The organism is Virgibacillus sp., assembly GCF_013393565.1.
GTDB lineage: Bacteria > Bacillota > Bacilli > Bacillales > Amphibacillaceae > Virgibacillus > Virgibacillus dokdonensis.
The window spans coordinates 40718-63435 of record NZ_JABXHF010000016.1; the positions used below are offsets into that span (position 1 = coordinate 40718).

Consider the following 22718-nt stretch of genomic DNA (forward strand, 5'->3'; position numbering starts at 1 on the left):
GATTATGAATATAATTCGAGTCCTTGTCATTGATGATTCAGCTTTTATGCGTAAAATTCTTACAGATATGCTATCGAGTGACCCACAGATAGAGGTTGTTGCTACAGCTCGAAATGGTGAAGATGGACTACATAAAATAAACAAATTTTCACCTGATGTTATCACACTAGACGTACAAATGCCAGTAATGGATGGAATAACGACTTTGAAAAACATCATGCAAACAAATCCAATACCTGTTGTTATGTTGTCCAGTGTAACAGAAGATGCAACGATTAAAACCATTCAAGCTATTTCTAGTGGAGCGGTAGATTTTATTGCTAAGCCTTCTGGTGCTATTTCAATTGATATTGAGACTATGAAACAAGAAATCATTCGTAAAGTGATTACTGCTGCCTCGGTTAAATTGCCAAGTCAGCAAGAAGAGGGGGTTAGGCAAAATATAGTAGAGAATCCTGTAAATGAGTTAGGAACGTATAAGCAGACAATCGTAGTCATTGGGGCTTCAACAGGTGGTCCTAGAGCACTTCAGCATATTATTGAACAATTACCAAAGGATTTGGCAGCTGCTGTGTTGATTGTTCAGCATATGCCAGCCGGATTTACAAAATCGCTAGCTGAGCGACTGAACTATAAATCTGACATAGTGGTGAAGGAAGCGGCACATGGTGAGAGATTACGACGGGGTGTTGTATATATTGCGCCAGGTGGATGGCATATGAAAGTAAAACAGATGGGTTCTTCCGTTTTTATCGATCTAACAGATGAAGAACCATTACGTGGCCATAGACCATCTGTAGATATGCTTTTTACATCCCTCGCGCCACTTAAAGAAGTTAACAAGATGGCGGTGATTTTAACAGGGATGGGAAATGACGGGGCAAATGGGATTAAAAGCTTAAAAAAATATGATAAACACACATACATTATTGCAGAATCGGAGGAAACTGCAATTGTATATGGAATGCCAAAAGCGGCAATGGCTACCAATTTGGTTAATAAGCAAGTCCCATTGCATGCAGTAAGTAGGTTAATAACTCAATTAATTTAGTTGGAGGGATAGAGTTGGATACTTCTGGATATTTAACTGTCTTTATAGATGAGAGCAACGAACATTTGGAAGTTTTGTACAACCAGTTACTAGCGCTAGAGAAAAACCCGCAGGAAAGGGCAATCATTGAAGAAATTTTCCGAGCAGCCCATACGCTAAAAGGAATGTCAGCGACGATGGGGTACCAAGATTTAGCTAATCTCACGCATAAGTTAGAAAATGTTTTTGATGCCATTAAAGAAGGACGGCTAAACGTTCAATCAGAAATGATTGATATTTTGTTTTCTGCAGTTGATTATTTACATGAAATGGTAGAGGATATTGCTTCTGGTGGTAGTGGGAGCAAAGACGTAACGGATATTGTCGAACAATTGAAATGTTTAGAGCAAGGAGACTCATTGGCTCAAGATAGTGCACCACTAAATACCTTAAAGCAAGCCAAATCAAATGGCATGCAAATGAAAAATGTAGACGAATTTGCGCTTACTATTTTACAAGAGTCAAAAGAGCGTGGATATACAAACTATGAAATTACTATTGCTCTAAGCCAAAATTGTTTATTAAAAGGCGCTCGTGTATTTATGGTGTTTGAAGTTTTGGAAAAGCTTGGTGAAATTGTTAAATCTGAGCCGTCTGTAACGGAATTGGAAGAAGAACAATTTGATCAGACGTTTACAGTATTATTTATCTCTGAGTATAAAAAAGAAACGATACAAACGAATATTGAAAAGGTTTCTGAAATTGAAACAGTTCACATTGTTCCTTTTAACGTTGATCAGATTCAGGAAACAGAGAAAAGTGTAGAAAAATCTGAAGAGCAGCCGCAACCTAAGGGGCAACAAAGCAAACAACGACATGCGAATGGGGTAGCAAATAAAACCATTCGCGTAAATATTGATCGTTTAGACGTACTAATGAATTTATTTGAAGAATTAGTTGTTGACCGTGGGAGATTAGAGCAATTAGCTGCAGACTTAGATAATAAAGATTTGCAAGATACAGTTGAACATATGTCGCGTGTTTCTAATGATCTTCAGTCCATCATTTTGACGATGCGCATGGTGCCAATTGAACAAGTGTTTAATCGGTTTCCGCGGATGATACGACAAGTTGCTCGGGAGTTAAATAAACAAGTTGAAGTGGAAGTTATTGGCGCTGATACAGAATTAGATCGAACGGTAATTGATGAAATTGGTGACCCATTAGTTCATCTCATTCGTAATGCAATTGATCACGGTATTGAATCAAAAGAAGAAAGAATAAATAAAGGGAAACCTGAATATGGCACATTAAAGCTTGAAGCTTACCATAGTGGTAACCATGTGTTTATCGAAATTGTGGACGATGGTGCAGGCATTCACAAGGATAAAGTGATAAAGAAAGCAATTTCAAAAGGAGTTTTATCTGAATCACAAGCGGAACTTTTATCCGATCAGCAAGTATTTGAATTAATTATGTCCAGTGGTTTTTCAACTGCTGATCAAGTATCAGATATTTCTGGCCGAGGTGTTGGTTTAGATGTTGTTAAAAATACAATTGAATCTTTAGGTGGAAAAATAGCAATTGATTCTAAAGAGGGGCAAGGAACAGTCTTTTCTATTCAATTGCCGCTTACATTATCCATTATTTCTGTCCTTCTAATTGAGCTACAGAAAGAAAAATATGCCATCCCACTATCATCGATTATAGAAACAGCAATTGTCCATAAAGATGATGTCATGCATGCACATCATACAAAAGTAATTGATTTTCGTGGCAAAGTGGTGCCATTAGCATTTTTAAATGACATATTTAACGTGAAGCAAACGATAGAAGCAAATAAAGATTCATACTTATCCATTGTCATTGTCAAGAAAGGTAATAAAATGGTAGGACTTGTCGTAGATTCATTTATTGGTCAACAGGAAGTCGTCTTAAAATCGCTAGGCAATTATTTAACGAACACTTTCGCTATTTCTGGGGCTACCATCCTCGGTGATGGAGAAGTAGCCTTGATTATTGATAGTAATGCGCTAGTAAAATAAAAATGGAGGGATAGTAGATGGAAAACAATATGTCTGGAAATAGAAAGGTCATTGTATTTCAACTTGGTGAGGAAGAATATGCAGTTTCTGTACAGCAGGTAAGCTCAATTGAAAGGCTAATGCCAATTACAAGAGTTCCTCAAACAGCTGATTTTGTAAAAGGGGTCATTAATTTAAGAGGAGTTGTAACTCCGGTTATTGATCTACGATTACGTTTTGGTATGGAAGAAACACCTTACAGCGATTCAAATCGTATTATTATTGTTATTTTGGAAAATATGGAAGTTGGCTTAGTGGTAGACGCTGCTAATGATGTTATTGATATCCCAGAATCTGAAATAGAGCCTACTCCTGAAGTGATAGGAACTGTTGATACGAAATATATTGAAGGGGTAGCAAAGCTCGAAAACCGCTTACTTATTCTATTAAATATGCAAAAAGTATTAACAGAAGAAGAGATAGAAGAATTAAAGTCAGTGGAAGGGTAAGGCCAAGCTCATGGATCTAACAAAGTTAACGCAAATGCAAAAAGATGCGCTACGGGAAATAGGAAATATTGGTGCTGGAAATGCTGCAACATCCATGTCTAAATTAGTAAATCGAAAAATAGACATGGATGTGCCTACTGTGAACATTGTTAGTTTTGACGAGATGATGGAACGCATTGGTGGCCCAGAGTCTGTTGTTGTCGCCTTGTTATTTCGCATTCAAGGAGATGCCCCTGGTACTGTATATTTCATCTTTTCTATAGAAGAGGCAGAAGCTTTAATTAAGGAAATTACGAATAACGATGCATTACGTTTAGATGTTAATGATGAGCTAGCCATTTCCGTCATTCAAGAAGCAGGTAATATCGTAACAGGTGCTTATTTATCAGCCTTAGGTGACTTTACCAATATTACTATGCAGCCTTCTGTACCTTATTTAAGTATTGATATGGCTGGTGCAATATTGACCGTGGGACTGCTTGAAGTATCGCAAGTAGCAGACTATGCCTTAATTATTGATGCAAAAATCAGTTCATCTTATCAAGTAAGCCAAATTAAAGGAAATTTTTTATTTATTCCTGACCCTGATTCATTTTCAAAACTGTTTAAAGCATTAGGAGTTACGAACGATGTCTAAACTAATTTCTTCCTCTCATGTTGTAAAAGTCGGGATAGCAGATTTGAAGGTAACCAAAGCTCCTAATAAGATTCGAACATCTGGTCTAGGATCCTGTGTAGGTGTTGTTATCTATGATGAAAGAAAAAAAGTAGCTGGGCTAGCACATGTTCTATTACCAGATTCGAAATTAGCTAGACAAAACAAATTTAATCACTATAAATATGCCGATACAGCAATACCACTTTTGGTGGAGCAATTATCTAGTCTTGGAGCAAGAAGTAATCTATTAAAAGCTAAAGTAGCTGGAGGGGCACAAATGTTTCAATTTTCATCGGGATCGGATATGATGCGAATTGGTCCAAGAAATGTAGAATCTGTTTTGGAGAAACTGAAGCATCTTTCCATCCCTGTTCTTGCATCTGACACAGGTGGTAACGCTGGACGGACAATAGAATTTGATATACAGACAAGTCTCTTGAAAGTGCGAACGGTAAATAAAGGTGAAACATTTATTTAAATTTAGAACCATTGAAAAATAATGGACTGAATAAATTATAGAAATGATACTAGCTAACCAAAGTAGAAACGCTGTGTCGCAAAAACGAACTTCTTATTTTAAGAAACTTGAGCTTATATTTAAGGAGAGTGTAGCTTGTTCAATAAAAGTTACTAAAAAGCAAAAAGCCATCTTGATGGATGGACTTTTAACTTAAGGCAATAGGAGTGTCCGTTTATTATCGCATAGTAACAGGACGGATGAAGCTATGGTAAGAAGGAGTGATAAAGATGAAAGCAACTTCATCTCCGCATGAGCAGAAGCTTTGGGATGATTGGCTTAATAACCATTGCATGGAGGCAGCAAATGAACTAATCGAAAATTATATGTATTTGGTTAACTTTCATGTGGAGAGAATCGCCAGCCATTTGCCAAATAATGTAATGAAAGATGATGTGAAAAGTTTTGGACTAATGGGTCTTTACGATGCATTAAAAAAGTTTGACCGCACTCGTCAACTAAAATTCGATACGTACGCTTCGTTTCGTATTAAAGGAGCGATTATTGATGGGCTTCGAAAAGAAGATTGGCTTCCCCGTTCTTTACGAGAAAAAACAAAAAAGATTGAGCACGTAACAAATCAATTAGAACAACAATATCAAAGAATACCAAGTACGGAAGAAATTGCAAAGCATACTGGTATGACGGTTAAAGAAGTGGAAACTGCGATGTACGATTCTTTATTCGCTAATATTCTTTCCATTGAAGAAAAGCCTACTGATCCGAAACTAAAGCTTAAAGAAGGAATAGGTTATTCCATTCCGGATACTAAATCGGTCTCTCCAGAAAATCAAGTTGTAAAAAACGAACTAAAACAAGAATTAAAAGCTAGTATGAAAAATTTAAATGAGAATGAGCAATTAGTAATCAGTTTATTTTATCAAGAGGAATTAACATTAACTGAAATAGGAGAAGTGTTAGGGTTGACGACGTCTCGAATATCACAAATTCATAAGAAATCGATTACTAAGTTGCACACGATCTTAAAGAAACTGCAAGCTATATCTTAGTTTGTTTGCATGAAGTATAACTTTTTAACTACTTTTCTTTATAAAATAAAATGGAGTCTGACATGCGCATACACTAACAAGGCGAGATACAAAAAGAAAGTGACGGATGTGCATAACCTTTTTCTATAATTTAAAAATTATTTACTAGGGAGGGTGCGGGAATGAAATTATTAGAAAATATATTTAAAGTTAACGTCTCCCAAAATAAAATGTTAGCAGAAATAGACGTAAGCGAACAGGAAGAAGATTTTACAACACTACAAATGACGAAATCAGATGTGATTGCATTTCTACAAAAAAATAACGTTACGAATGGAATTTTGGAAGAAGCGATTTTTTCGATCGTCAACGATACATCAAATGTTACTTATCCAATTACAATTGCTAAAGGAAAAAAACCAGTCCATGGCAAAGATGGTCAAATACAATATATCTCTGACTTTAATCCTGATAATGCTTGGGAAAAAAAGCAGGATTTTCGAGACATTATGCAAATACCATCGGTGAAAAAAGGGGAAAAAATCGCAACCCTTATTGCACCGACCGATGGTGAAGCGGGTTTTGACGTATGCGGAGCGATTATTCCATCATACCCTGGCAAAAAAGTTCTTGTAAAAGCAGGCAAGAACGTTGTTTATCGGGAAGCTGACCAAAGTTTTTATGCTACTACAGATGGGCAGTTGAGCTGGCGCGGAAAGTATATTCAAGTCCAACCGGTATATGAAGTAAATCAAACATTATCTATGAAAACGGGCAATATAGATTTTATCGGCACTATTATTATTCGTGGTGATGTTCCTGCTGGTTATACAGTTACAGCAAAAGGAGATGTCAAAATATTTGGGATGGTGGAAGCTGCTACAGTACTTGCTGGTGGTTCGATCTATGTAGCAGAAGGAGTCGCAGGGCAAGGGGCAGGAACGATTCAAGCAGACGAAAATATACATGTTGGTTATGTGAACCAAGGCAATATTATTGCTGGGAAGGACTTATTTGTAGAAAATTCTATTTTTCATAGCCAGTGTAAAGTACGTGAGCGTGTTATCTGTCATAGAGGAAATATTATTGGTGGTACATTATCAGTTGGAAAGAGGATAGAAGCAAAAGATGTAGGAAATCGTGTAGGTGTGAAAACAGAAGTTATGTTTGGGCTAGATCAAAAAACGGAGAAGGAAAAGAGAGATTTATTAGACGAAAAGAAAAAACTGGAGGCCACGCTTTCTAAGCTAGCTCTACTAGAAAAAAAATTAAATGGACAGCAAATAGAAAGTGATTCTAAACTAAAAATTACGCTGCTTCGATATAAGCACTCGTTACAAAAAACAAAAGAACGTTTAGCAGAGGTAAACCGCTTATTAAATCAATTGACAACAAATCTTGGAAACGTGGAAGATGCGACATTGGTAGTCCGCAATTATCTACATGCAAATGTCGTTGTGGCATTTGGAAAATATTACCGCATTAGTAATGGGAATTATCAAGGTGTTAAAGTGCAGCTAGTAGACAATGAAATTGTTACTTCTCCTTTAACCTGACTCTCAGCGCTTCACCTAGAAATGCACCATATTCAAATGGATACATGGTTGGTTATTAAAAGTTGAGGCACAAATGGGGCTTCTATGGATATATGTATATATGACGTGGAGTGATATAACATGGGATGGAAATCCATTGAATTGCAAGTAGCTATTCCTCGTTCTCTAGATGCAAGTAAAATGCAACAACAACTTCTTCACCAAAGCCAACTTTATCAAGCTTCTCTTTCGCGGCAGCAATTAATGGAAGAACAGCGAAAAAGGAAACAGGTACGTCGCACGGATCAATCAGACTCAGTAAAGAGCGATCAACAAACGACAACTATGAAGGAACGGAAGGTAAATAAAAAGGAACAACAGGTCAGCATAAATGAACATCCTTTTTTGGGAACAGAAATTGATGTGAACGGATAGAATGGAGGTAAACAATTGGTGACATCTATATTAATTTTGGTCAGTTTTCTATTACATATGGTTGCCTTCACAGTTATTTTTCAATTGTATAAACGAATGAATACAAATCAACAATTGGAGACTTCTGAAATTGACGCTTTGCTAGCAGCATATATTGATGAAATAAAACAGGAGAACATACGTTTACAACAGCAGTTGATTACATTAAACAAACGAGAAAATGTGGAAACGGATCAAATACAACTAGTGAAAAAAGAGGAAAAAGACGTTCCATACAATAATGAACAGCAAGACGAGATGACAACTTCGCTACAAGCGAAAATATTACAATTACATAGTCAAGGGCACACAGCTTCAGAAATCGCTCAACAATTAAATTGTGGAAAAACAGAAGTAGCATTAACGATTAAGTTTCAGCAGAATTCAAAGATTAATTCATCGAAATAGCTTTCAACTCGATTGTTTTATTTATCCAATATAGCATCATGTTGAGGTTTAATGTAGAGGAGTGCATCGAATAAGCATTCCTCTGTTGGTAATAATCCCGCAATACTCATGAAATCTTCCATATTTGGTAGCATGGTTTGCACATACATTTTTTCGTTTTCCTACTCTGTAAAAAGAAGAATAAACTCATTGAATCATTTATTCAGTATAAGCATTCCTACTTTGTGGATTAAGCTCATACCTGTACCGCACTAGTCTGTAAAGAGTGTAATAATACTGCTTATTTTAATATCATAAATATAGAACTGTTAAAACCATTTTCTTATGCACGATAAAAATACTTGAATCCTCTTCCTTCTTATGATATATTATCTTGTGGTGTGAAGATAATGTTGTGCACTAAAAAGTGCTAGTATGTCGATTACACACGTGTAGGGATTTGTAAATAAGGTGCCAAAATAATTGGTCTATTTACAAAAAGGATCTATTACGGAGGAAAAAACCAATTAGGAGGAATTTTTAATGTCAGCTATTTCAATGAAACAGCTACTCGAAGCTGGTGTACATTTTGGTCACCAAACTCGTCGCTGGAACCCAAAGATGAAAAAATACATCTTTACAGAACGTAACGGTATTTACATCATCGATCTACAAAAAACGGTGAAAAAGGTTGATGAAGCGTATAATTATGTCAAGCAACTTGTTGCCGACGGAGGAACCGTTTTATTCGTTGGTACGAAAAAACAAGCTCAGGAATCTGTACGTGACGAAGCCATTCGTTCAGGTATGTACTATGTTAACCAACGTTGGTTAGGTGGAACACTTACTAATTTTCAAACCATTCGTAAACGCATTAACCGTTTGAAAGACATTGAACGCATGGAAGAAGATGGAACTTTTGAAGTGCTACCAAAGAAAGAAGTTGTTGATCTTCTAAAAGAAAAAGATCGCTTAGTGAAGTTCCTTGGTGGAATTAAAGAAATGGATAAACTTCCAGATGCGTTGTTTGTAATTGACCCACGTAAAGAGCGAATTGCTATTGCTGAAGCTCATAAATTAAATATTCCGATTATCGGAATTGTGGACACAAACTGTGATCCAGATGAAATTGATTATGTAATCCCTGCTAATGATGATGCGATTCGTGCCGTGAAACTTTTGACTTCCAAAATGGCAGATGCTATTTTAGAAGTGAAACAAGGCGAAGAAATGAATGAAGCTCCAGAATCAGAGCAAGCGTCTGAAGAAGCAAAGGAAACAGAACAAGAGTAAAGAAGGAAAAGGTGAGGGTGATAAGAGGATGTGAGCCTTTTATCACCTTTTTTAAAAGAAAATATGAATTAGTCGATGATTTTAAGGAGGATTTCAAATGGCAATCACTGCAAAAATGGTTAAAGAATTACGTGAAAAAACTGGTGCAGGAATGATGGATTGTAAAAAAGCACTTCAGGAAACAGATGGCAATTTAGAGGCTGCTGTTGATTTCTTACGTGAGAAAGGTCTGTCTAAAGCTGCAAAGAAAGCTGACCGTATTGCTGCTGAAGGGTCTGCGTACATTCAAGTAGATGGTAATACAGCTGTTTTACTAGAAGTAAACTGTGAAACAGATTTCGTAACAAAAAATGACCAGTTTAAAGACCTATTATCTACATTAGCAACTCATTTGTTAAAACACCAGCCAGAGACAGTAGAGGAAGCACTACAGCAAACGATGGAAGCGACTGGAGAAACAGTTGAAAACCATATTAAAGCTGCTGTTGCAAAAATTGGTGAAAAATTATCCCTTCGTCGTTTTACAATTGTAACGAAAACGGATAACGATGCGTTTGGTGAGTATTTGCACATGGGTGGACGTATCGGTGTGCTTACCTTGTTAGAAGGAACTACAGATAAAGATGTTGCTAAAGATGTAGCGATGCATATTGCAGCTGTAAATCCACGTTATATTTCTCGTGATGATGTTGCAGAAGAAGAAGTAAACCATGAGCGTGAAGTATTAAAAGCCCAAGCTTTAAATGAAGGTAAACCAGAACATATTGTTGAAAAAATGGTAGAAGGTCGTCTTGGCAAGTTTTTTGAAGAAATTTGTTTGTTAGAGCAAAGTTTTGTAAAAGACCCAGACCAAAAAGTGAAAAAGTTCGTTGCGGATAAAGGAGCAACTGTGAAAACTTTTGCACGTTATGAAGTAGGCGAAGGAATGGAAAAACGTGAAGAGAACTTTGCAGACGAAGTGATGAGTCAAATCAAAAAATAACTTGGTTGATAGGGAGCAAGCAATTGTTCCCTATTTCTCCATATAACTTAAGAATGCTTATTACAACAAACTATTTTATTTTCTATGGAGGTTATTATGACAACAGCTCGTTACCGTAGAATCGTGCTTAAACTAAGTGGAGAAGCATTAAGTGGCGAACTTGGATATGGCATTGAGCCTAAAATTATTCAGTCTATCGCTGATCAAGTAAAAGAAGTTGCTGAATTAGATGTAGAAATTGCTATTGTCGTTGGCGGAGGAAATATATGGCGCGGCAAAGTAGGCAGTGAAATGGGTATGGATCGTGCCAATGCTGACTATATGGGGATGCTAGCAACCATTATGAATGCTTTAGCACTTCAAGATGGACTGGAAAACATCGGTATACCTACAAGAGTACAAACATCAATAGAAATGAGACAAGTGGCTGAGCCGTACATAAGAAGGAAAGCAATTCGCCATTTGGAGAAAAAGCGTGTTGTCATTTTTGCTGCTGGTACAGGAAATCCTTTCTTCTCAACGGATACAACTGCAGCATTACGCGCAGCTGAAATTGAAGCAGAAGTCATTTTGATGGCAAAAAATAATGTGGATGGCGTTTATACAGCGGATCCTAAATTGAATGAAAATGCAGAGAAGTATGAGAACCTTTCTTATATGGAAATGCTCAATGCAGGACTTGGAGTTATGGACTCAACAGCTTCAACTTTATGTATGGATAACGATATTCCTTTAGTTGTGTTTTCTATAATGGAAGAAGGCAATATTAAACGGGTCGTTCAAGGTGAAGTAATTGGAACTACAATAAGGGGGAAATAACATGTCTGATGGTATATTGAAACAAACGAATGAAAAAATGGAACAAGCTGTACAAGCTTTCTCTAAAAATCTGGCTACTGTTAGAGCTGGAAGGGCAAATCCAAGTTTATTAGACAGTGTTTTTGTGGAATACTATGGAATGAGTACGCCATTAAACCAAATTGCTTCGGTCTCCGCACCAGAAGCAAGACTACTTGTTGTTACACCATATGATAAATCAGCTATTTCTGACGTGGAAAAAGGGATTCAAAAAGCAGATCTAGGTCTTTCACCTTCTAGTGATGGTAATGTAATTCGGATTAATATCCCAGCATTAACAGAAGAACGTCGTAAAGATTTAGTTAAAGTAGTAGGTAAATATGCCGAAGAATCACGTGTTCAAGTAAGAAACATACGACGTGAAGCAAATGATCAATTGAAAAAAGAAGACAGTATTTCAGAAGACGATGTACGGGCTTTACAAGACGATGTACAAAAAGTAACAGATAAATATATAGCGAAAATTGACCAACTAGCGAAAGAAAAAGAAAAAGAAATTATGGAAGTTTAATGCTATTCCAAGTAAAATAAGCAGAAAATCGCCCTCTTTTTTAAAGGGGGCTTTTGTATTTTAGAAAAAATCGGTATAATAAAACTTGGTTTACATGATATAATGATGATTCATATATCATATAATCTATTTGCACGTCATAAAATAGGTGCAGATAGAGAACTAGAAACGTTGACACATATTCGGAGGACAAACTATGTCAATTAGACTTCCCTTTACAAAAAAGAAAACAAAAGAAATAGAACCATTAAAGAATACAGAGAATATCCCAAACCATGTTGCAATTATTATGGACGGAAATGGAAGATGGGCTAAAAAAAGGTCATTACCACGTATTGCGGGTCATAAAGAAGGGGTGGACTCCGTAGTAAAGACCGTTCGTGCAGCGCATAAGAGTAATGTTAACATTTTAACTTTATATGCATTTTCAACAGAAAATTGGAAACGACCGCAAAAAGAAATTGACTTTTTAATGAAGCTTCCTAAGGAATTTTTACATATTCACTTACCTGAATTAATGGAAAGAAATGTTCGAATTCAAACCATTGGGGAATTTGAAGCTTTACCAGAGCATACAAAAGAAGCGGTTCAGTATGCGATGGATAAAACAAAGAATAATGATGGATTATTATTAAATTTTGCTTTAAACTATGGTAGTAGGTATGAAATTATACAAGCAATGAAACACGTAGTGACAGATGTGCAAAATGAAAAGCTTCATCTGGAAGCTATAAGCGAAGAAGTCTTCGATAAATATTTATATACAAAAGAACTTAGCGATCCAGATTTACTAATACGAACAAGTGGCGAGCAACGGTTAAGTAATTTTTTATTATGGCAACTTGCTTACACTGAATTTTGGTTTACAGAAGTTCTTTGGCCTGATTTTGATGAAGCAGTATTTAAACAAGCAATTGAAGAATATCAGCAACGCCAGCGTCGTTATGGCGGTATTTAAGGTGAGGTAGTATATGAAGCAACGGATTATTACAGCCATCATTGCATTAATCATATTTGTTCCCTTTGTTATCATTGGTGGCCTTCCATTTGAGATTTTAGTGTATGCAATGGCAACAATTGGTTTTTTAGAATTATTAAGGATGGGGAATATAGCTAAATACTCCATCCCCTCCATTTTAGGTATTGGGCTGTTATGGGTACTTTTGCAGGCAGAACATATGGATGCTATCCCGTTTATGTGGCTGACGAAATCAGAAATTTTAATGCTTATTGTCCTGTTACTATTGTCCTATACTGTATTAGTTAAAAATAAATTTACCTTTGACCATGCGGGCGTTGTTCTTATTTCAGCGATTTATGTCGGGATGGGGTTCTATTATTTGCTTTTAGCTAGGGGGGGAGAAGGTGGAGGCGGATTAGCAACGATCCTCTACATATTTCTTCTTATTTGGTCCACAGATACAGGAGCCTATTTTGTAGGGCGAGCTTTTGGGAAGCATAAACTATGGCCTAAAATCAGCCCAAATAAGACAATAGAAGGTGCTTTAGGCGGTATTTTGTTAGCGATTATTGTAAGTATTATCTTTCAAATTGTTCATCCTATTGGAGATAGCTTAGTTGGCATGATTGGGGTAGCAATTATTGCATCTGTATTTGGACAAATTGGCGATTTGGTTGAATCTGCGTTCAAACGTCACTTTGGGGTGAAAGATTCAGGAAATGTACTTCCAGGTCATGGCGGTATTCTAGATCGCTTTGACAGCTTATTATTTGTTTTACCAATATTACATCTTGTTGGTTTTTTTAATTAATAGACTTCATAGGGAAGATAAGGATTACATCCATTCATTGAAACCAATTTTACTTATCAATGATGCATTGAATGATTAACCGATACTTTTAAAGGAAGGTGCTTTTATTTGAATACAGTCATTGCGTTTATTCTAATGTTTGGTCTCCTTGTATTCATTCATGAATGGGGGCATTTAATTTTTGCTAAACGAGCTGGCATGTTAGCGCGTGAGTTTGCCATTGGTTTTGGCCCAAAAGTGTTTGCATTTACAAGGAACGAAACTGTTTATACCATCCGGCTCCTTCCAATTGGTGGCTACGTGCGAGTTGCCGGAGAAGACCCAGAGATCATTGATTTAAAACCTGGTCATCATGTAGGGTTAGAATTTAATGAGTTTGGAAAAGTAAATAAAATTATTGTAAATCACAAAACCAAACATCCAAATGCCCGTATTATTGAAATTGAAGAAGCGGATTTAGATCATGCATTGCAAATAAAAGGATATGAAGTCGGTGAAGAGGAAAAACTTGTTTTTGATGTTGACCCGAAAGCTTTCTTCGTTATGGACGAAAGAGAAACACAAATTGCTCCTTATGATAGGCAGTTCGCTTCCAAAACAGTAACACAGCGAGCCATGCAATTATTTGCAGGGCCAATGATGAACTTTGTGTTGGCTATTTTTATCTTCTTAATCCTTGGGATTATCCAAGGTGTGCCTGTAGAAGAAGCACAAATGGGAGAAGTTATAGCTGATAGCCCGGCAGCTGAAGCAGGTATAAAAGAGGGGGATGAAATAATCCAAATTGAGAAAGACTCTATTTCTACCTGGGAAGAATTTCACACGATCGTAAGAAGTAGCCCGAGTGAAGAGCTCAATGTGACCGTGTTGCGCGATGGAGAAGAAATTGCTTTAACGGTAGTTCCAAATGAAGCAGAAGGTGTTGAAGGGGAAGAATCATTTGGCCAAATTGGTGTATATCAAGCGTTTGAAAAATCAATTTTAGGTACTATTCCATATGGCATTTCACAGACGTATGAAACATCGAAGCTCATTTTAACAAACTTAGGGATGTTAATTACGGGACAATTGTCCATTGATGCTTTATCAGGACCAGTCGGAATATATGATGCCACAGACCAAATTGTACAAACTGGTTTTACAAACTTCCTGTTATGGACGGCCATGTTAAGTATTAACTTGGGGATTGTCAATCTTGTCCCACTTCCAGCATTGGATGGAGGAAGATTGTTGTTTGTTGGGATTGAAGCGATACGTGGAAAACCGGTTTCTCCAGAAAAAGAAGGTTTGTTCCACTTTATAGGTTTCGCACTGCTCATGTTACTCATGATTGTTGTGACATGGAACGATATTCAACGTTTATTTCTTTAATTGGAAAGAGATGTATTTACAAAAACCCTTGTCCATAAGAGTGACAGGGGTTTTACAGCTTTCTATTTAGAAATGGGACAGGAGGATAGCAATGGATATATCGAAAAAGAAGAAAATGGATGTACTGTTAAAGCAACTGGAAATTTCCGAAGAACAATTGCCTTATTTTGCTGATAGTTATTTAAAAAAGCTAGAAATTTTTAAGCAATCGAAGACGTGGCATTTTCATATTTATACGAATCAAATATTGCCTTGCGAAGTATATCAAGTATTTAAATACCGACTACAAACAAGTTTTGCGCAAATTGCTACGATCGAATTAACCATTGAGACGGCAAACAAAGCTTGCGATGAGCAAATGACGTTAAAATATTGGCGAAATTTTATTCAGTCTCTTTCACAATTGTCACCTGCCTATAAAGATATGGTGCAATCACAAACACCGAAGATTAACGGTAATAATATTATGTTAACCGCTAGAAATGAAGCAGAAAGCAAAGCTGTGAAAAAAAGACTCGAGGAGCCATTTAAAGCTTTCTGTTTACAATCAGGTTTACCGGTTTTTCAGTTGCAAATAGAAGTGAAAGCTGAATTAGAAGCTATTCAGCAGTTTAAAGAACAAAAAGCTGCAGAAGATCAGCAACTTGTTCAACGTACCGTGCAAGAGAAAACCAAACGTGATCACGCAAAACTGCAGCCTGAAAATAAACCTGTGATGCTCGGTTATAAGATTCAAGATGATCCTGTTCATATGGAAGAAATTTTAGAAGAAGAGCGTCGAATAACGGTTCAAGGTTATATTTTCGCTGTAGATATTCGTAAACTGCGTTCCGGTCGCAGTTTGCTTATCATTAAAGCAACGGATTATACGGATTCATTACAAATTAAAATGTTTTCAAAAGGCGATGAAGACGCTGAAAAATTTCAGTCAGTAAAAGAGGGTATGTGGATTAAAGCTCGGGGAAGTATTCAAACAGATATGTATACAAATGAACTGGCAATGATGGCTAATGATATACACGAAATAAAAGTAGAGCCTAGGAAAGATGCGGCACCGGATGAAGATAAAAGGGTTGAATTACATGCCCATACGACAATGAGTCAAATGGATGCAGTAGTCTCACCAGCAAATTTAGTTGCTCAAGCAGCAAAATGGGGACATAAAGCTATTGCTATTACTGATCATGCAGGCGTACAAGGTTTTCCTGATGCCTATAACGCAGGAAAAAAGCATGGTATAAAAGTGCTTTATGGTGTAGAGGCGAATTTAGTCGATGACGGTGTTCCTATTGCTTATAATGAACAAGATGTAGATTTAGCTACAGCTACATACGTTGTATTTGATGTGGAGACTACAGGCTTATCAGCTGTATACGACACCATTATTGAATTAGCTGCTGTGAAAATTCATCAAGGAGAAATTGTGGATCGGTTTGAATCTTTTGCAAATCCTCACCATCCTTTATCGCAGACAACCATTGATCTTACAGGTATTACGGATGAAATGGTAGAGCATGCACCAGAAGTTGACGAAGTATTAGCAGATTTTCGCAAGTGGATGGCAGATGATATTTTAGTAGCCCATAATGCGAGTTTTGATATGGGATTTTTAAATCAAGGTTTTAAGAAAATTGATTTTCCAAAAGCTACAAATGCTGTTATTGATACGTTGGAATTAGCAAGATTTTTATTCCCACATTTAAAAAATCACCGATTGAATACATTGTGTAAATTTCTGGATATTGAATTAACGCAGCATCACAGGGCGATTTATGACGCGGAAGCAACCGGCTATTTATTATGGAAACTCGTTCAAGCTCTATTAGAGAAAGACATAATCAACCATAACCAGCTGAATAAACATATGGGAGAAGGTAATGCATATCAACGTTCAAGACCTTTTCATTGTACGTTAATTGCGCAGACAGAAGAAGGATTAAAGAACTTATATAAACTTGTTTCTCATGCCCATATTGATTATTTTTATCGTGTTCCAAGATTGCCACGTTCCTTATTACAGAAATACCGTCAAGGCATTTTAATAGGCTCTGCTTGTGATCAAGGTGAAGTTTTTGAGACGATGATGCAAAAATCAGCAGAAGAGGCAGAAAAAGTAGCTCAATTTTATGATTATATAGAAGTGCAACCACCTGCAAATTACATGCATTTAATTGAAAAAGATTTAGTGCAAAATGAAGCACAACTATTGGATATCATAAAAAAAATTGTCCAGTTAGGTGAACGTGTGGACAAAAAGGTTGTTGCGACGGGAAATGTCCATTATTTAGACGAGCAGGATCAGATTTACAGACAGATTCTCATTGCTTCCCAAGCAGGAAATCCATTAAACCGAGTCACATTATCACAAACCCCATTTCGAACGACGAATGAAATGTTAGAATCCTTCTACTTTTTAGGTGAAAAGAAAGCAACGGAAATTGTCGTTACGAATACACAAGCCATTGCAGATGAAATTGAAGAAATCGCACCAGTAAAAGACGGCTTGTTCACACCGACGATAGAAGGGGCGGATCAAGAAATACGTGACCTTTGTTATACAAGGGCAAAGAAAATTTATGGTGAGCCGATTCCAAAGATTGTCACAGAACGTTTAGAGAAAGAATTAAAAAGTATTATTGGTCATGGGTTTAGTGTTATTTATCTCATTTCACAAAAACTAGTTAAAAAATCACTAGACGATGGTTATTTAGTAGGTTCTCGTGGTTCAGTAGGTTCATCCTTTGTTGCAACGATGACAGAAATTACAGAAGTAAATCCTTTACCACCACATTATGTATGTTTGTCTTGCCATTATCATGAGTTTATTACGGATGGTTCAGTTGGAAGTGGATTTGATTTACCAGATAAGCATTGTCCAACATGTGGGACAAGCTTAACAAAAGATGGTCAAGATATCCCATTTGAAACATTTTTAGGCTTTAAAGGTGATAAAGTACCAGATATTGATTTGAACTTCTCAGGTTCTTATCAACCAAGGGCGCATAACTATACGAAAGAATTGTTTGGGATCGACAATGTATATCGTGCTGGAACAATTGGTACTATTGCTGAGAAGACAGCCTATGGCTATGTGAAAGGGTATGCTTCTGATAAACAACTCGTTTATAAAAATGCAGAAGTTGATCGACTAGTAAAAGGATGTACTGGGGTGAAGCGAACTACAGGTCAGCATCCAGGAGGTATTATTGTTGTTCCTGACGACAAAGAAATTTTTGATTTCACTCCTATTCAGTATCCGGCTGATGACAGAAGTAGTGAATGGAGGACGACGCATTTTGATTTCCATTCCATTCATGATAATTTATTGAAATTGGATATACTTGGACATGATGATCCAACGGTTATTCGTATGCTACAAGATTTAAGTGGGATTGACCCTAAAACCATTCCTACCGACGATCCAGATGTAATGACTATTTTTTCTGGCCCCGAAGCGCTTGGAGTAACGCCTGAACAAATTAACTGTAAAACTGGTACATTAGGTGTGCCAGAATTTGGGACGAAGTTTGTTCGTCAAATGTTGGAAGATACAAAACCAAACACGTTTGCAGAACTTGTTATTATCTCAGGATTGTCACACGGTACGGACGTTTGGTTAGGTAATGCACAGGAATTAATTAATGACGGTATATGTGAACTACCGGATGTTATCGGTTGTCGTGACGATATTATGGTTTATCTTATGCATAAAGGGCTAGATGCCTCTTTAGCTTTCCAAATTATGGAGTTTGTTCGTAAAGGGAAAGGGCTAAAGGATGAGTGGATTACAGAAATGAAAAAGCATGATGTCCCAGATTGGTATATTGAATCATGTAAAAAGATTAAATACATGTTCCCCAAAGCCCATGCTGCTGCTTATGTATTAATGGCTGTAAGAATAGCTTATTTTAAAGTACATCATCCTATATTCTTTTATGCAGCATACTTCACTGTTCGAGCAGATGACTTTGAACTCGATACCATGATTAAAGGTTCTAATGCAATTAGAAAACGAATGGAAACCATTACTGTTAAAGGAAATGAAGCTTCTCCAAAAGAGAAAAGTTTACTTACAGTTTTAGAGCTTGCTCTAGAAATGTGTGAACGAGGTTATTCTTTTAAAAAAGTGGATTTATACAAATCTAGTGCAACAGAATTTATTGTCGCTGGGGATTCTCTTATTCCACCGTTTAATGCTGTAGACGGTTTGGGAACGAATGCTGCAATAAACATTGTAAAAGCAAGAGAAGAAGGAGAATTTTTGTCAAAAGAAGACTTACGAGAAAGAAGTAAAATCTCTAAAACTGTATTGGAATACTTGGATAACCATGGCTGCTTAGAAGGAATGGCAGAACAAAATCAGCTATCTTTGTTCTAACTTGCAACCTATTTTTCCTTGTGATATACTAATTTTGGTAAGTAACGATACGAACGTTTTGAAAGAGTGGGTAGCAACCCACTCTTTCTTCATACTTCAACCTGTGCCCTCAACTCCCTTGCCACACCTCTCGGCAGGGGTTTTGTATTGAAATTGGCACATGTTGTTTGTAGTAGGGAAACATCAAGCTACTGTTAGCCAAAAACTTATAAATAAACAGCATTTGTAACTTTATGAGATACAACGTGTTTACAGTGTTTCTTCTATACGCATTTAGCTGTTTGTAAATGAAATCACGACATATGGTTTATACTAATAGTATTATAAGGAACAAAAGCGTGGGGCGCCCGTTTTTAGTCGACCTTCCTCTTAGTCACGACTGATGATGGCTTATCGTACGGCGATTTCTTGAAATCGTCTAGTTGCTGGCGATGGAGCCAGACGTGGCTATTCGGTTATTTCGTTATCCGAAGCAAATAATTTTATACTTTCTTATCTTTTTAGAAAAACTTGGCTATCGCAAGTCCTTATGGCGACAGAACGTCGTCGTTTGGCTTATACTACAAAAAAGTGGAATAACTTGAGTAAATAGCGTTTGTAGACATCATAATTTGACTTGCATTTTGTATGAAGCGTACGTTTTTAATGGAATTCTATTCGCCTGGATTAGGACGTAGATATAACGATCGGCTCATCCGAAGTAACCTTATATCGTGAAAAAATAGCACAAAAAGGAGGATATGTGTTGAGTTCAAAAGTAATACAAACAACGGAAGAATTAGTTCTCCCGATCCTAAAACAAAAAAATCTTGAATTAGTCGATGTAGAATATGTGAAAGAAGGAAAAAACTGGTTTTTGCGTGTGTATATTGATAAAGAAGGCGGTGTTGACATTACAGAGTGTGGAGAGGTGTCTGAGGAATTAAGCGAACGATTGGATCAAACAGATCCAATCGCAGAGGCCTATTTTTTAGAAGTCTCTTCACCAGGAGCTGAGCGCCCTTTAAAGAAAAAGAAAGATTTTGAAGAGAATATGAATAAACAAATTTATGTCAAGTTATATGAACCAATAAATGGTGAAAAAGAATATGAAGGAAAACTAGTTGACTTTGCGAATGATGTAGTAACTATTTCATATAAATTGAAAACTCGTAATCAAACTGTAGAGATTCCATTTGAGAAGATAGCCAAAGCTAGATTGGCTGTATCGTTTTAAAGGGGGAGAAAAAAGTGAGCACGCAATTGTTCGATGCAATTGATTATTTAGCAAAAGAAAAAGGGATTGATAAAAAAATCCTCATGGAAGCCCTAGAAGCTGCTTTAATTTCAGCGTATAAAAAGAATTTCAAATCCGCAACAAACGTTCGTGTTGAGCTTAATGAAGATACTGGGAAAATGGCTGTGTATTCTAGAAAAACCATTGTCGATGAAGTTGAAGATCCACAACAAGAAATACCTATTCAAGAAGCAAAGGAAATTAATCCGAACTATGAACTCGATGATGTAGTGGAAGTGGAAGTAACACCAAAAGACTTTGGTCGTATTGCTGCACAAGCTGCTAAACAAGTTGTTACACAGCGTGTAAGAGAAGCCGAGCGTGGTGTTATCTTTTCAGAGTACTCTGACCGAGAGGATGACGTAATGACGGGAATTATTCAAAGAAAAGATCCCCGGTATGTTTACGTCCACCTTGGTAAAGTAGAAGCAAAACTTCCTGAAGCCGAACAAATGCCTACCGAGGAATACCATGTGCATGACCGGATAAAAGTGTATGTAACAAAAGTGGAAAATACAAGTAAAGGTCCACAAATATATATTTCAAGGTCTCATCCGGGACTACTAAAACGGTTATTTGAAATGGAAGTACCAGAAATATATGACGGAATTGTAGAAATAAAATCTGTTGCCCGAGAAGCAGGTGACCGTTCTAAAATATCTGTTCATGCGCCTGATCCTGAAATTGATCCTGTAGGCTCATGTGTCGGTCAAAAGGGACAGAGAGTGCAAGCCATTGTAAATGAACTGAAGGGTGAGAAAATTGACATCGTACAATGGTCTGAAGATCCTGTTGTCTACGTATCAAATGCCTTAAGCCCTTCAAAAGTACTAACAGTATTAGTTAATGAAGAAGAAAAGTCAACTACTGTTGTTGTTCCTGATTACCAACTATCTCTTGCCATAGGGAAGCGCGGCCAAAATGCAAGGCTTGCGGCTAAGTTAACTGGTTGGAAAATTGATATAAAAAGTGAGACAGATGCAAGAGAAGAAGGGTTATTGGATGAAGTAGAAGAAACCTATTCTGACAATGAAGAAAGCTTGTTTGAATAAGGAGGGTATTGGGAATGGTGAAAAAACGAAAAATCCCTACTCGCAGATGTGTAGTAACCAATGAAATGATGCCAAAGCAAGATTTAATTCGTGTAGTACGAAATAAAGATGGAGAAGTATTTGTAGATACCACTGGCAAAAAAAATGGCCGGGGAGCCTATTTGTGTAAAGACATTGCTGTTATTGACCAAGCAGAAAAAACAAACGTATTAAATAAACATTTAAATGCAACCATTGATTCAGTTATCTATGAAGAATTAAGGAATCTAATAGCAGGTACAACGAATGAAAAATAATTATTTAAACTTACTTGGTCTTGCTTTTCGAGCTGGAAAATGTTCGCTTGGTGAAGATGCGATATTGAAAGATATTCGATCTAGACGTGCTGTATTGGTTTTACTTGCGAATGATATTGGTCCACAAACCAAAAAGAAAATAACAGACAAATGCAAAACATATAAAATTCCATATGTTATAGTAGATGACAGAGAAACAATATCGAATGCTATCGGAAAGACCCAAAGAGTAGCAATAGCTATTTTAGACGCAGGATTTGCTGCAAAAATGAACACGTTACTCGGGGAATAATTTTGGGGGTGAACGTATGAGTAAAATGCGTGTATATGAATATGCAAAACAAAATAATCTATCTAGTAAAGCAGTTGTTGCTTTTCTTAAAGAACAGGATATCGATGTGACAAACCATATGTCGACGATTTCCCCTAATACAATAGCGCTGCTTGATAAAAAATTTAAAGTGCAAAAGCAGGAAAAGGAAGAATCTAAACAACAAAAAATGGAAAAGCAAAGCGATAATCAATCAAATTTGAAACAAAGCCAAACTCATAATAAGAAGCAAAACAAACCAAATAATTCGCAGAAGCCTAAGAAACAACAACAGAAACCACAGGGGAAACAAGTTAAGAAAGGCAAAGCGAATACGAAAGCACAGCCAAAACAAGCAGCTATGGAGAAAGAAACACCAAAAGCAATAAAGTATCATGGAACGCTAACAGTTAGCGAACTTGCTGATAAATTGAATAAAGAAGCATCTGAAATTATTAAAAAATTGATGTTTCTAGGTGTAATGGCTACCAAGAAT

At 36.7% G+C, this 22718-nt stretch carries 23 protein-coding genes; 22 read left to right on the forward strand and 1 reads right to left on the reverse strand.

Annotated elements, in window-relative coordinates; all coding sequences use genetic code 11:
- The first annotated feature begins 4 nt into the window (after positions 1-4).
- From HLX49_RS05075 to HLX49_RS05115, 9 genes are all read left to right on the forward strand, one after another.
- A complete protein-coding gene (locus HLX49_RS05075; protein WP_077704063.1) occupies positions 5-1051 on the forward strand; it encodes a protein-glutamate methylesterase/protein-glutamine glutaminase in 1047 nt (348 codons plus the stop codon).
- 14 nt (positions 1052-1065) lie between these two features.
- Positions 1066-3075 (forward strand): chemotaxis protein CheA, encoded by a 2010-nt coding sequence (locus HLX49_RS05080; protein ID WP_101934002.1) that lies wholly within the window; start codon positions 1066-1068, stop codon positions 3073-3075.
- A 17-nt stretch (positions 3076-3092) separates the two neighbouring features.
- Positions 3093-3563, forward strand: coding sequence for a chemotaxis protein CheW (locus HLX49_RS05085; protein ID WP_073005038.1), 471 nt, complete (start codon positions 3093-3095; stop codon positions 3561-3563).
- 10 nt (positions 3564-3573) lie between these two features.
- Positions 3574-4200: a chemotaxis protein CheC gene (locus HLX49_RS05090; protein WP_077704057.1), complete on the forward strand. Its 627-nt coding sequence runs from the start codon at positions 3574-3576 to the stop codon at positions 4198-4200.
- Positions 4193-4699, forward strand: a complete 507-nt coding sequence (locus HLX49_RS05095) for a chemotaxis protein CheD (protein WP_077704054.1) — start codon at positions 4193-4195, stop codon at positions 4697-4699. Before HLX49_RS05090 ends, HLX49_RS05095 begins: the two co-directional genes overlap by 8 nt.
- A gap of 269 nt (positions 4700-4968) precedes the next feature.
- On the forward strand, positions 4969-5748 hold the full coding sequence (locus HLX49_RS05100; RefSeq protein ID WP_077704051.1) for a FliA/WhiG family RNA polymerase sigma factor: 780 nt from the start codon (positions 4969-4971) through the stop codon (positions 5746-5748).
- 161 nt (positions 5749-5909) lie between these two features.
- On the forward strand, positions 5910-7283 hold the full coding sequence (locus HLX49_RS05105; RefSeq protein WP_296360945.1) for a flagellar assembly protein A: 1374 nt from the start codon (positions 5910-5912) through the stop codon (positions 7281-7283).
- Between the two features lie 120 nt (positions 7284-7403).
- Entirely contained in the window at positions 7404-7697 is a 294-nt protein-coding gene (locus tag HLX49_RS05110) for a hypothetical protein (protein WP_077704046.1), read from the forward strand.
- Between the two features lie 18 nt (positions 7698-7715).
- Positions 7716-8144 (forward strand): DUF6115 domain-containing protein, encoded by a 429-nt coding sequence (locus tag HLX49_RS05115; RefSeq protein WP_414930298.1) that lies wholly within the window; start codon positions 7716-7718, stop codon positions 8142-8144.
- Positions 8145-8161: 17 nt separating this feature from the next.
- On the opposite strand, the gene HLX49_RS05120 is transcribed toward HLX49_RS05115, so the two are convergent.
- Positions 8162-8293, reverse strand: a complete 132-nt coding sequence (locus HLX49_RS05120) for a hypothetical protein (RefSeq protein WP_257790349.1) — start codon at positions 8291-8293, stop codon at positions 8162-8164.
- A 373-nt stretch (positions 8294-8666) separates the two neighbouring features.
- On the opposite strand from HLX49_RS05120, the gene rpsB reads away from it, so the two are divergent.
- From rpsB to HLX49_RS05185, 13 genes are all read left to right on the forward strand, one after another.
- On the forward strand, positions 8667-9416 hold the full coding sequence (rpsB, locus tag HLX49_RS05125) for a 30S ribosomal protein S2 (protein ID WP_077704040.1): 750 nt from the start codon (positions 8667-8669) through the stop codon (positions 9414-9416).
- Between the two features lie 97 nt (positions 9417-9513).
- Positions 9514-10398 carry a translation elongation factor Ts gene (tsf, locus tag HLX49_RS05130; protein WP_077704037.1) on the forward strand — a complete coding sequence of 295 codons (885 nt, stop codon included), beginning with the start codon at positions 9514-9516 and terminating at the stop codon, positions 10396-10398.
- Positions 10399-10494: 96 nt separating this feature from the next.
- On the forward strand, positions 10495-11217 hold the full coding sequence (gene pyrH, locus HLX49_RS05135; protein WP_073005022.1) for a UMP kinase: 723 nt from the start codon (positions 10495-10497) through the stop codon (positions 11215-11217).
- 1 nt (position 11218) lies between these two features.
- Positions 11219-11767, forward strand: a complete 549-nt coding sequence (gene frr, locus HLX49_RS05140; protein WP_077704035.1) for a ribosome recycling factor — start codon at positions 11219-11221, stop codon at positions 11765-11767.
- Between the two features lie 196 nt (positions 11768-11963).
- Positions 11964-12725: an undecaprenyl pyrophosphate synthase gene (locus HLX49_RS05145; RefSeq protein WP_077704027.1), complete on the forward strand. Its 762-nt coding sequence runs from the start codon at positions 11964-11966 to the stop codon at positions 12723-12725.
- 13 nt (positions 12726-12738) lie between these two features.
- The gene (locus tag HLX49_RS05150) at positions 12739-13539 is read left to right on the forward strand and encodes a phosphatidate cytidylyltransferase (protein ID WP_077704024.1); all 801 of its coding nucleotides are present in this window, start codon (positions 12739-12741) and stop codon (positions 13537-13539) included.
- Positions 13540-13647: 108 nt separating this feature from the next.
- Positions 13648-14910, forward strand: a complete 1263-nt coding sequence (rseP, locus tag HLX49_RS05155) for an RIP metalloprotease RseP (RefSeq protein WP_077704021.1) — start codon at positions 13648-13650, stop codon at positions 14908-14910.
- Positions 14911-15001: 91 nt separating this feature from the next.
- Complete coding sequence (locus HLX49_RS05160) at positions 15002-19288, forward strand: PolC-type DNA polymerase III (protein WP_296360946.1); 4287 nt, start codon at positions 15002-15004, stop codon at positions 19286-19288.
- 745 nt (positions 19289-20033) lie between these two features.
- The gene (gene rimP, locus HLX49_RS05165) at positions 20034-20504 is read left to right on the forward strand and encodes a ribosome maturation factor RimP (RefSeq protein WP_077704015.1); all 471 of its coding nucleotides are present in this window, start codon (positions 20034-20036) and stop codon (positions 20502-20504) included.
- 14 nt (positions 20505-20518) lie between these two features.
- A complete protein-coding gene (gene nusA / locus HLX49_RS05170) occupies positions 20519-21616 on the forward strand; it encodes a transcription termination factor NusA (RefSeq protein ID WP_077704013.1) in 1098 nt (365 codons plus the stop codon).
- A 14-nt stretch (positions 21617-21630) separates the two neighbouring features.
- Positions 21631-21912 (forward strand): RNase P modulator RnpM, encoded by a 282-nt coding sequence (rnpM, locus tag HLX49_RS05175; protein WP_077704010.1) that lies wholly within the window; start codon positions 21631-21633, stop codon positions 21910-21912.
- Positions 21902-22204: a L7Ae/L30e/S12e/Gadd45 family ribosomal protein gene (locus HLX49_RS05180; RefSeq protein ID WP_077704007.1), complete on the forward strand. Its 303-nt coding sequence runs from the start codon at positions 21902-21904 to the stop codon at positions 22202-22204. The genes rnpM and HLX49_RS05180 overlap by 11 nt, the downstream gene beginning before the upstream one ends.
- A gap of 16 nt (positions 22205-22220) precedes the next feature.
- Positions 22221-22718, forward strand: a 498-nt coding sequence (locus HLX49_RS05185) for a translation initiation factor IF-2 N-terminal domain-containing protein (RefSeq protein WP_296360947.1), incomplete at its 3' end; no start/stop codon positions are given.

Bases quoted from the DNA above. Each gene is read 5' to 3' on its own strand.
- HLX49_RS05100 (WP_077704051.1), top strand. From the start codon at position 4,969: ATGAAAGCAACTTCATCTCCGCATGAGCAGAAGCTTTGGGATGATTGG.
- frr (WP_077704035.1), top strand. From the start codon at position 11,219: ATGTCTGATGGTATATTGAAACAAACGAATGAAAAAATGGAACAAGCT.
- HLX49_RS05150 (WP_077704024.1), top strand. From the start codon at position 12,739: ATGAAGCAACGGATTATTACAGCCATCATTGCATTAATCATATTTGTT.
- HLX49_RS05110 (WP_077704046.1), top strand. From the start codon at position 7,404: ATGGGATGGAAATCCATTGAATTGCAAGTAGCTATTCCTCGTTCTCTA.
- HLX49_RS05145 (WP_077704027.1), top strand. From the start codon at position 11,964: ATGTCAATTAGACTTCCCTTTACAAAAAAGAAAACAAAAGAAATAGAA.
- rpsB (WP_077704040.1), top strand. From the start codon at position 8,667: ATGTCAGCTATTTCAATGAAACAGCTACTCGAAGCTGGTGTACATTTT.
- HLX49_RS05120 (WP_257790349.1), bottom strand. From the start codon at position 8,293: ATGTATGTGCAAACCATGCTACCAAATATGGAAGATTTCATGAGTATT.
- pyrH (WP_073005022.1), top strand. From the start codon at position 10,495: ATGACAACAGCTCGTTACCGTAGAATCGTGCTTAAACTAAGTGGAGAA.
- rnpM (WP_077704010.1), top strand. From the start codon at position 21,631: ATGGTGAAAAAACGAAAAATCCCTACTCGCAGATGTGTAGTAACCAAT.
- HLX49_RS05075 (WP_077704063.1), top strand. From the start codon at position 5: ATGAATATAATTCGAGTCCTTGTCATTGATGATTCAGCTTTTATGCGT.
- HLX49_RS05095 (WP_077704054.1), top strand. From the start codon at position 4,193: ATGTCTAAACTAATTTCTTCCTCTCATGTTGTAAAAGTCGGGATAGCA.
- HLX49_RS05180 (WP_077704007.1), top strand. From the start codon at position 21,902: ATGAAAAATAATTATTTAAACTTACTTGGTCTTGCTTTTCGAGCTGGA.
- tsf (WP_077704037.1), top strand. From the start codon at position 9,514: ATGGCAATCACTGCAAAAATGGTTAAAGAATTACGTGAAAAAACTGGT.
- HLX49_RS05105 (WP_296360945.1), top strand. From the start codon at position 5,910: ATGAAATTATTAGAAAATATATTTAAAGTTAACGTCTCCCAAAATAAA.
- HLX49_RS05085 (WP_073005038.1), top strand. From the start codon at position 3,093: ATGGAAAACAATATGTCTGGAAATAGAAAGGTCATTGTATTTCAACTT.
- HLX49_RS05160 (WP_296360946.1), top strand. From the start codon at position 15,002: ATGGATATATCGAAAAAGAAGAAAATGGATGTACTGTTAAAGCAACTG.
- HLX49_RS05090 (WP_077704057.1), top strand. From the start codon at position 3,574: ATGGATCTAACAAAGTTAACGCAAATGCAAAAAGATGCGCTACGGGAA.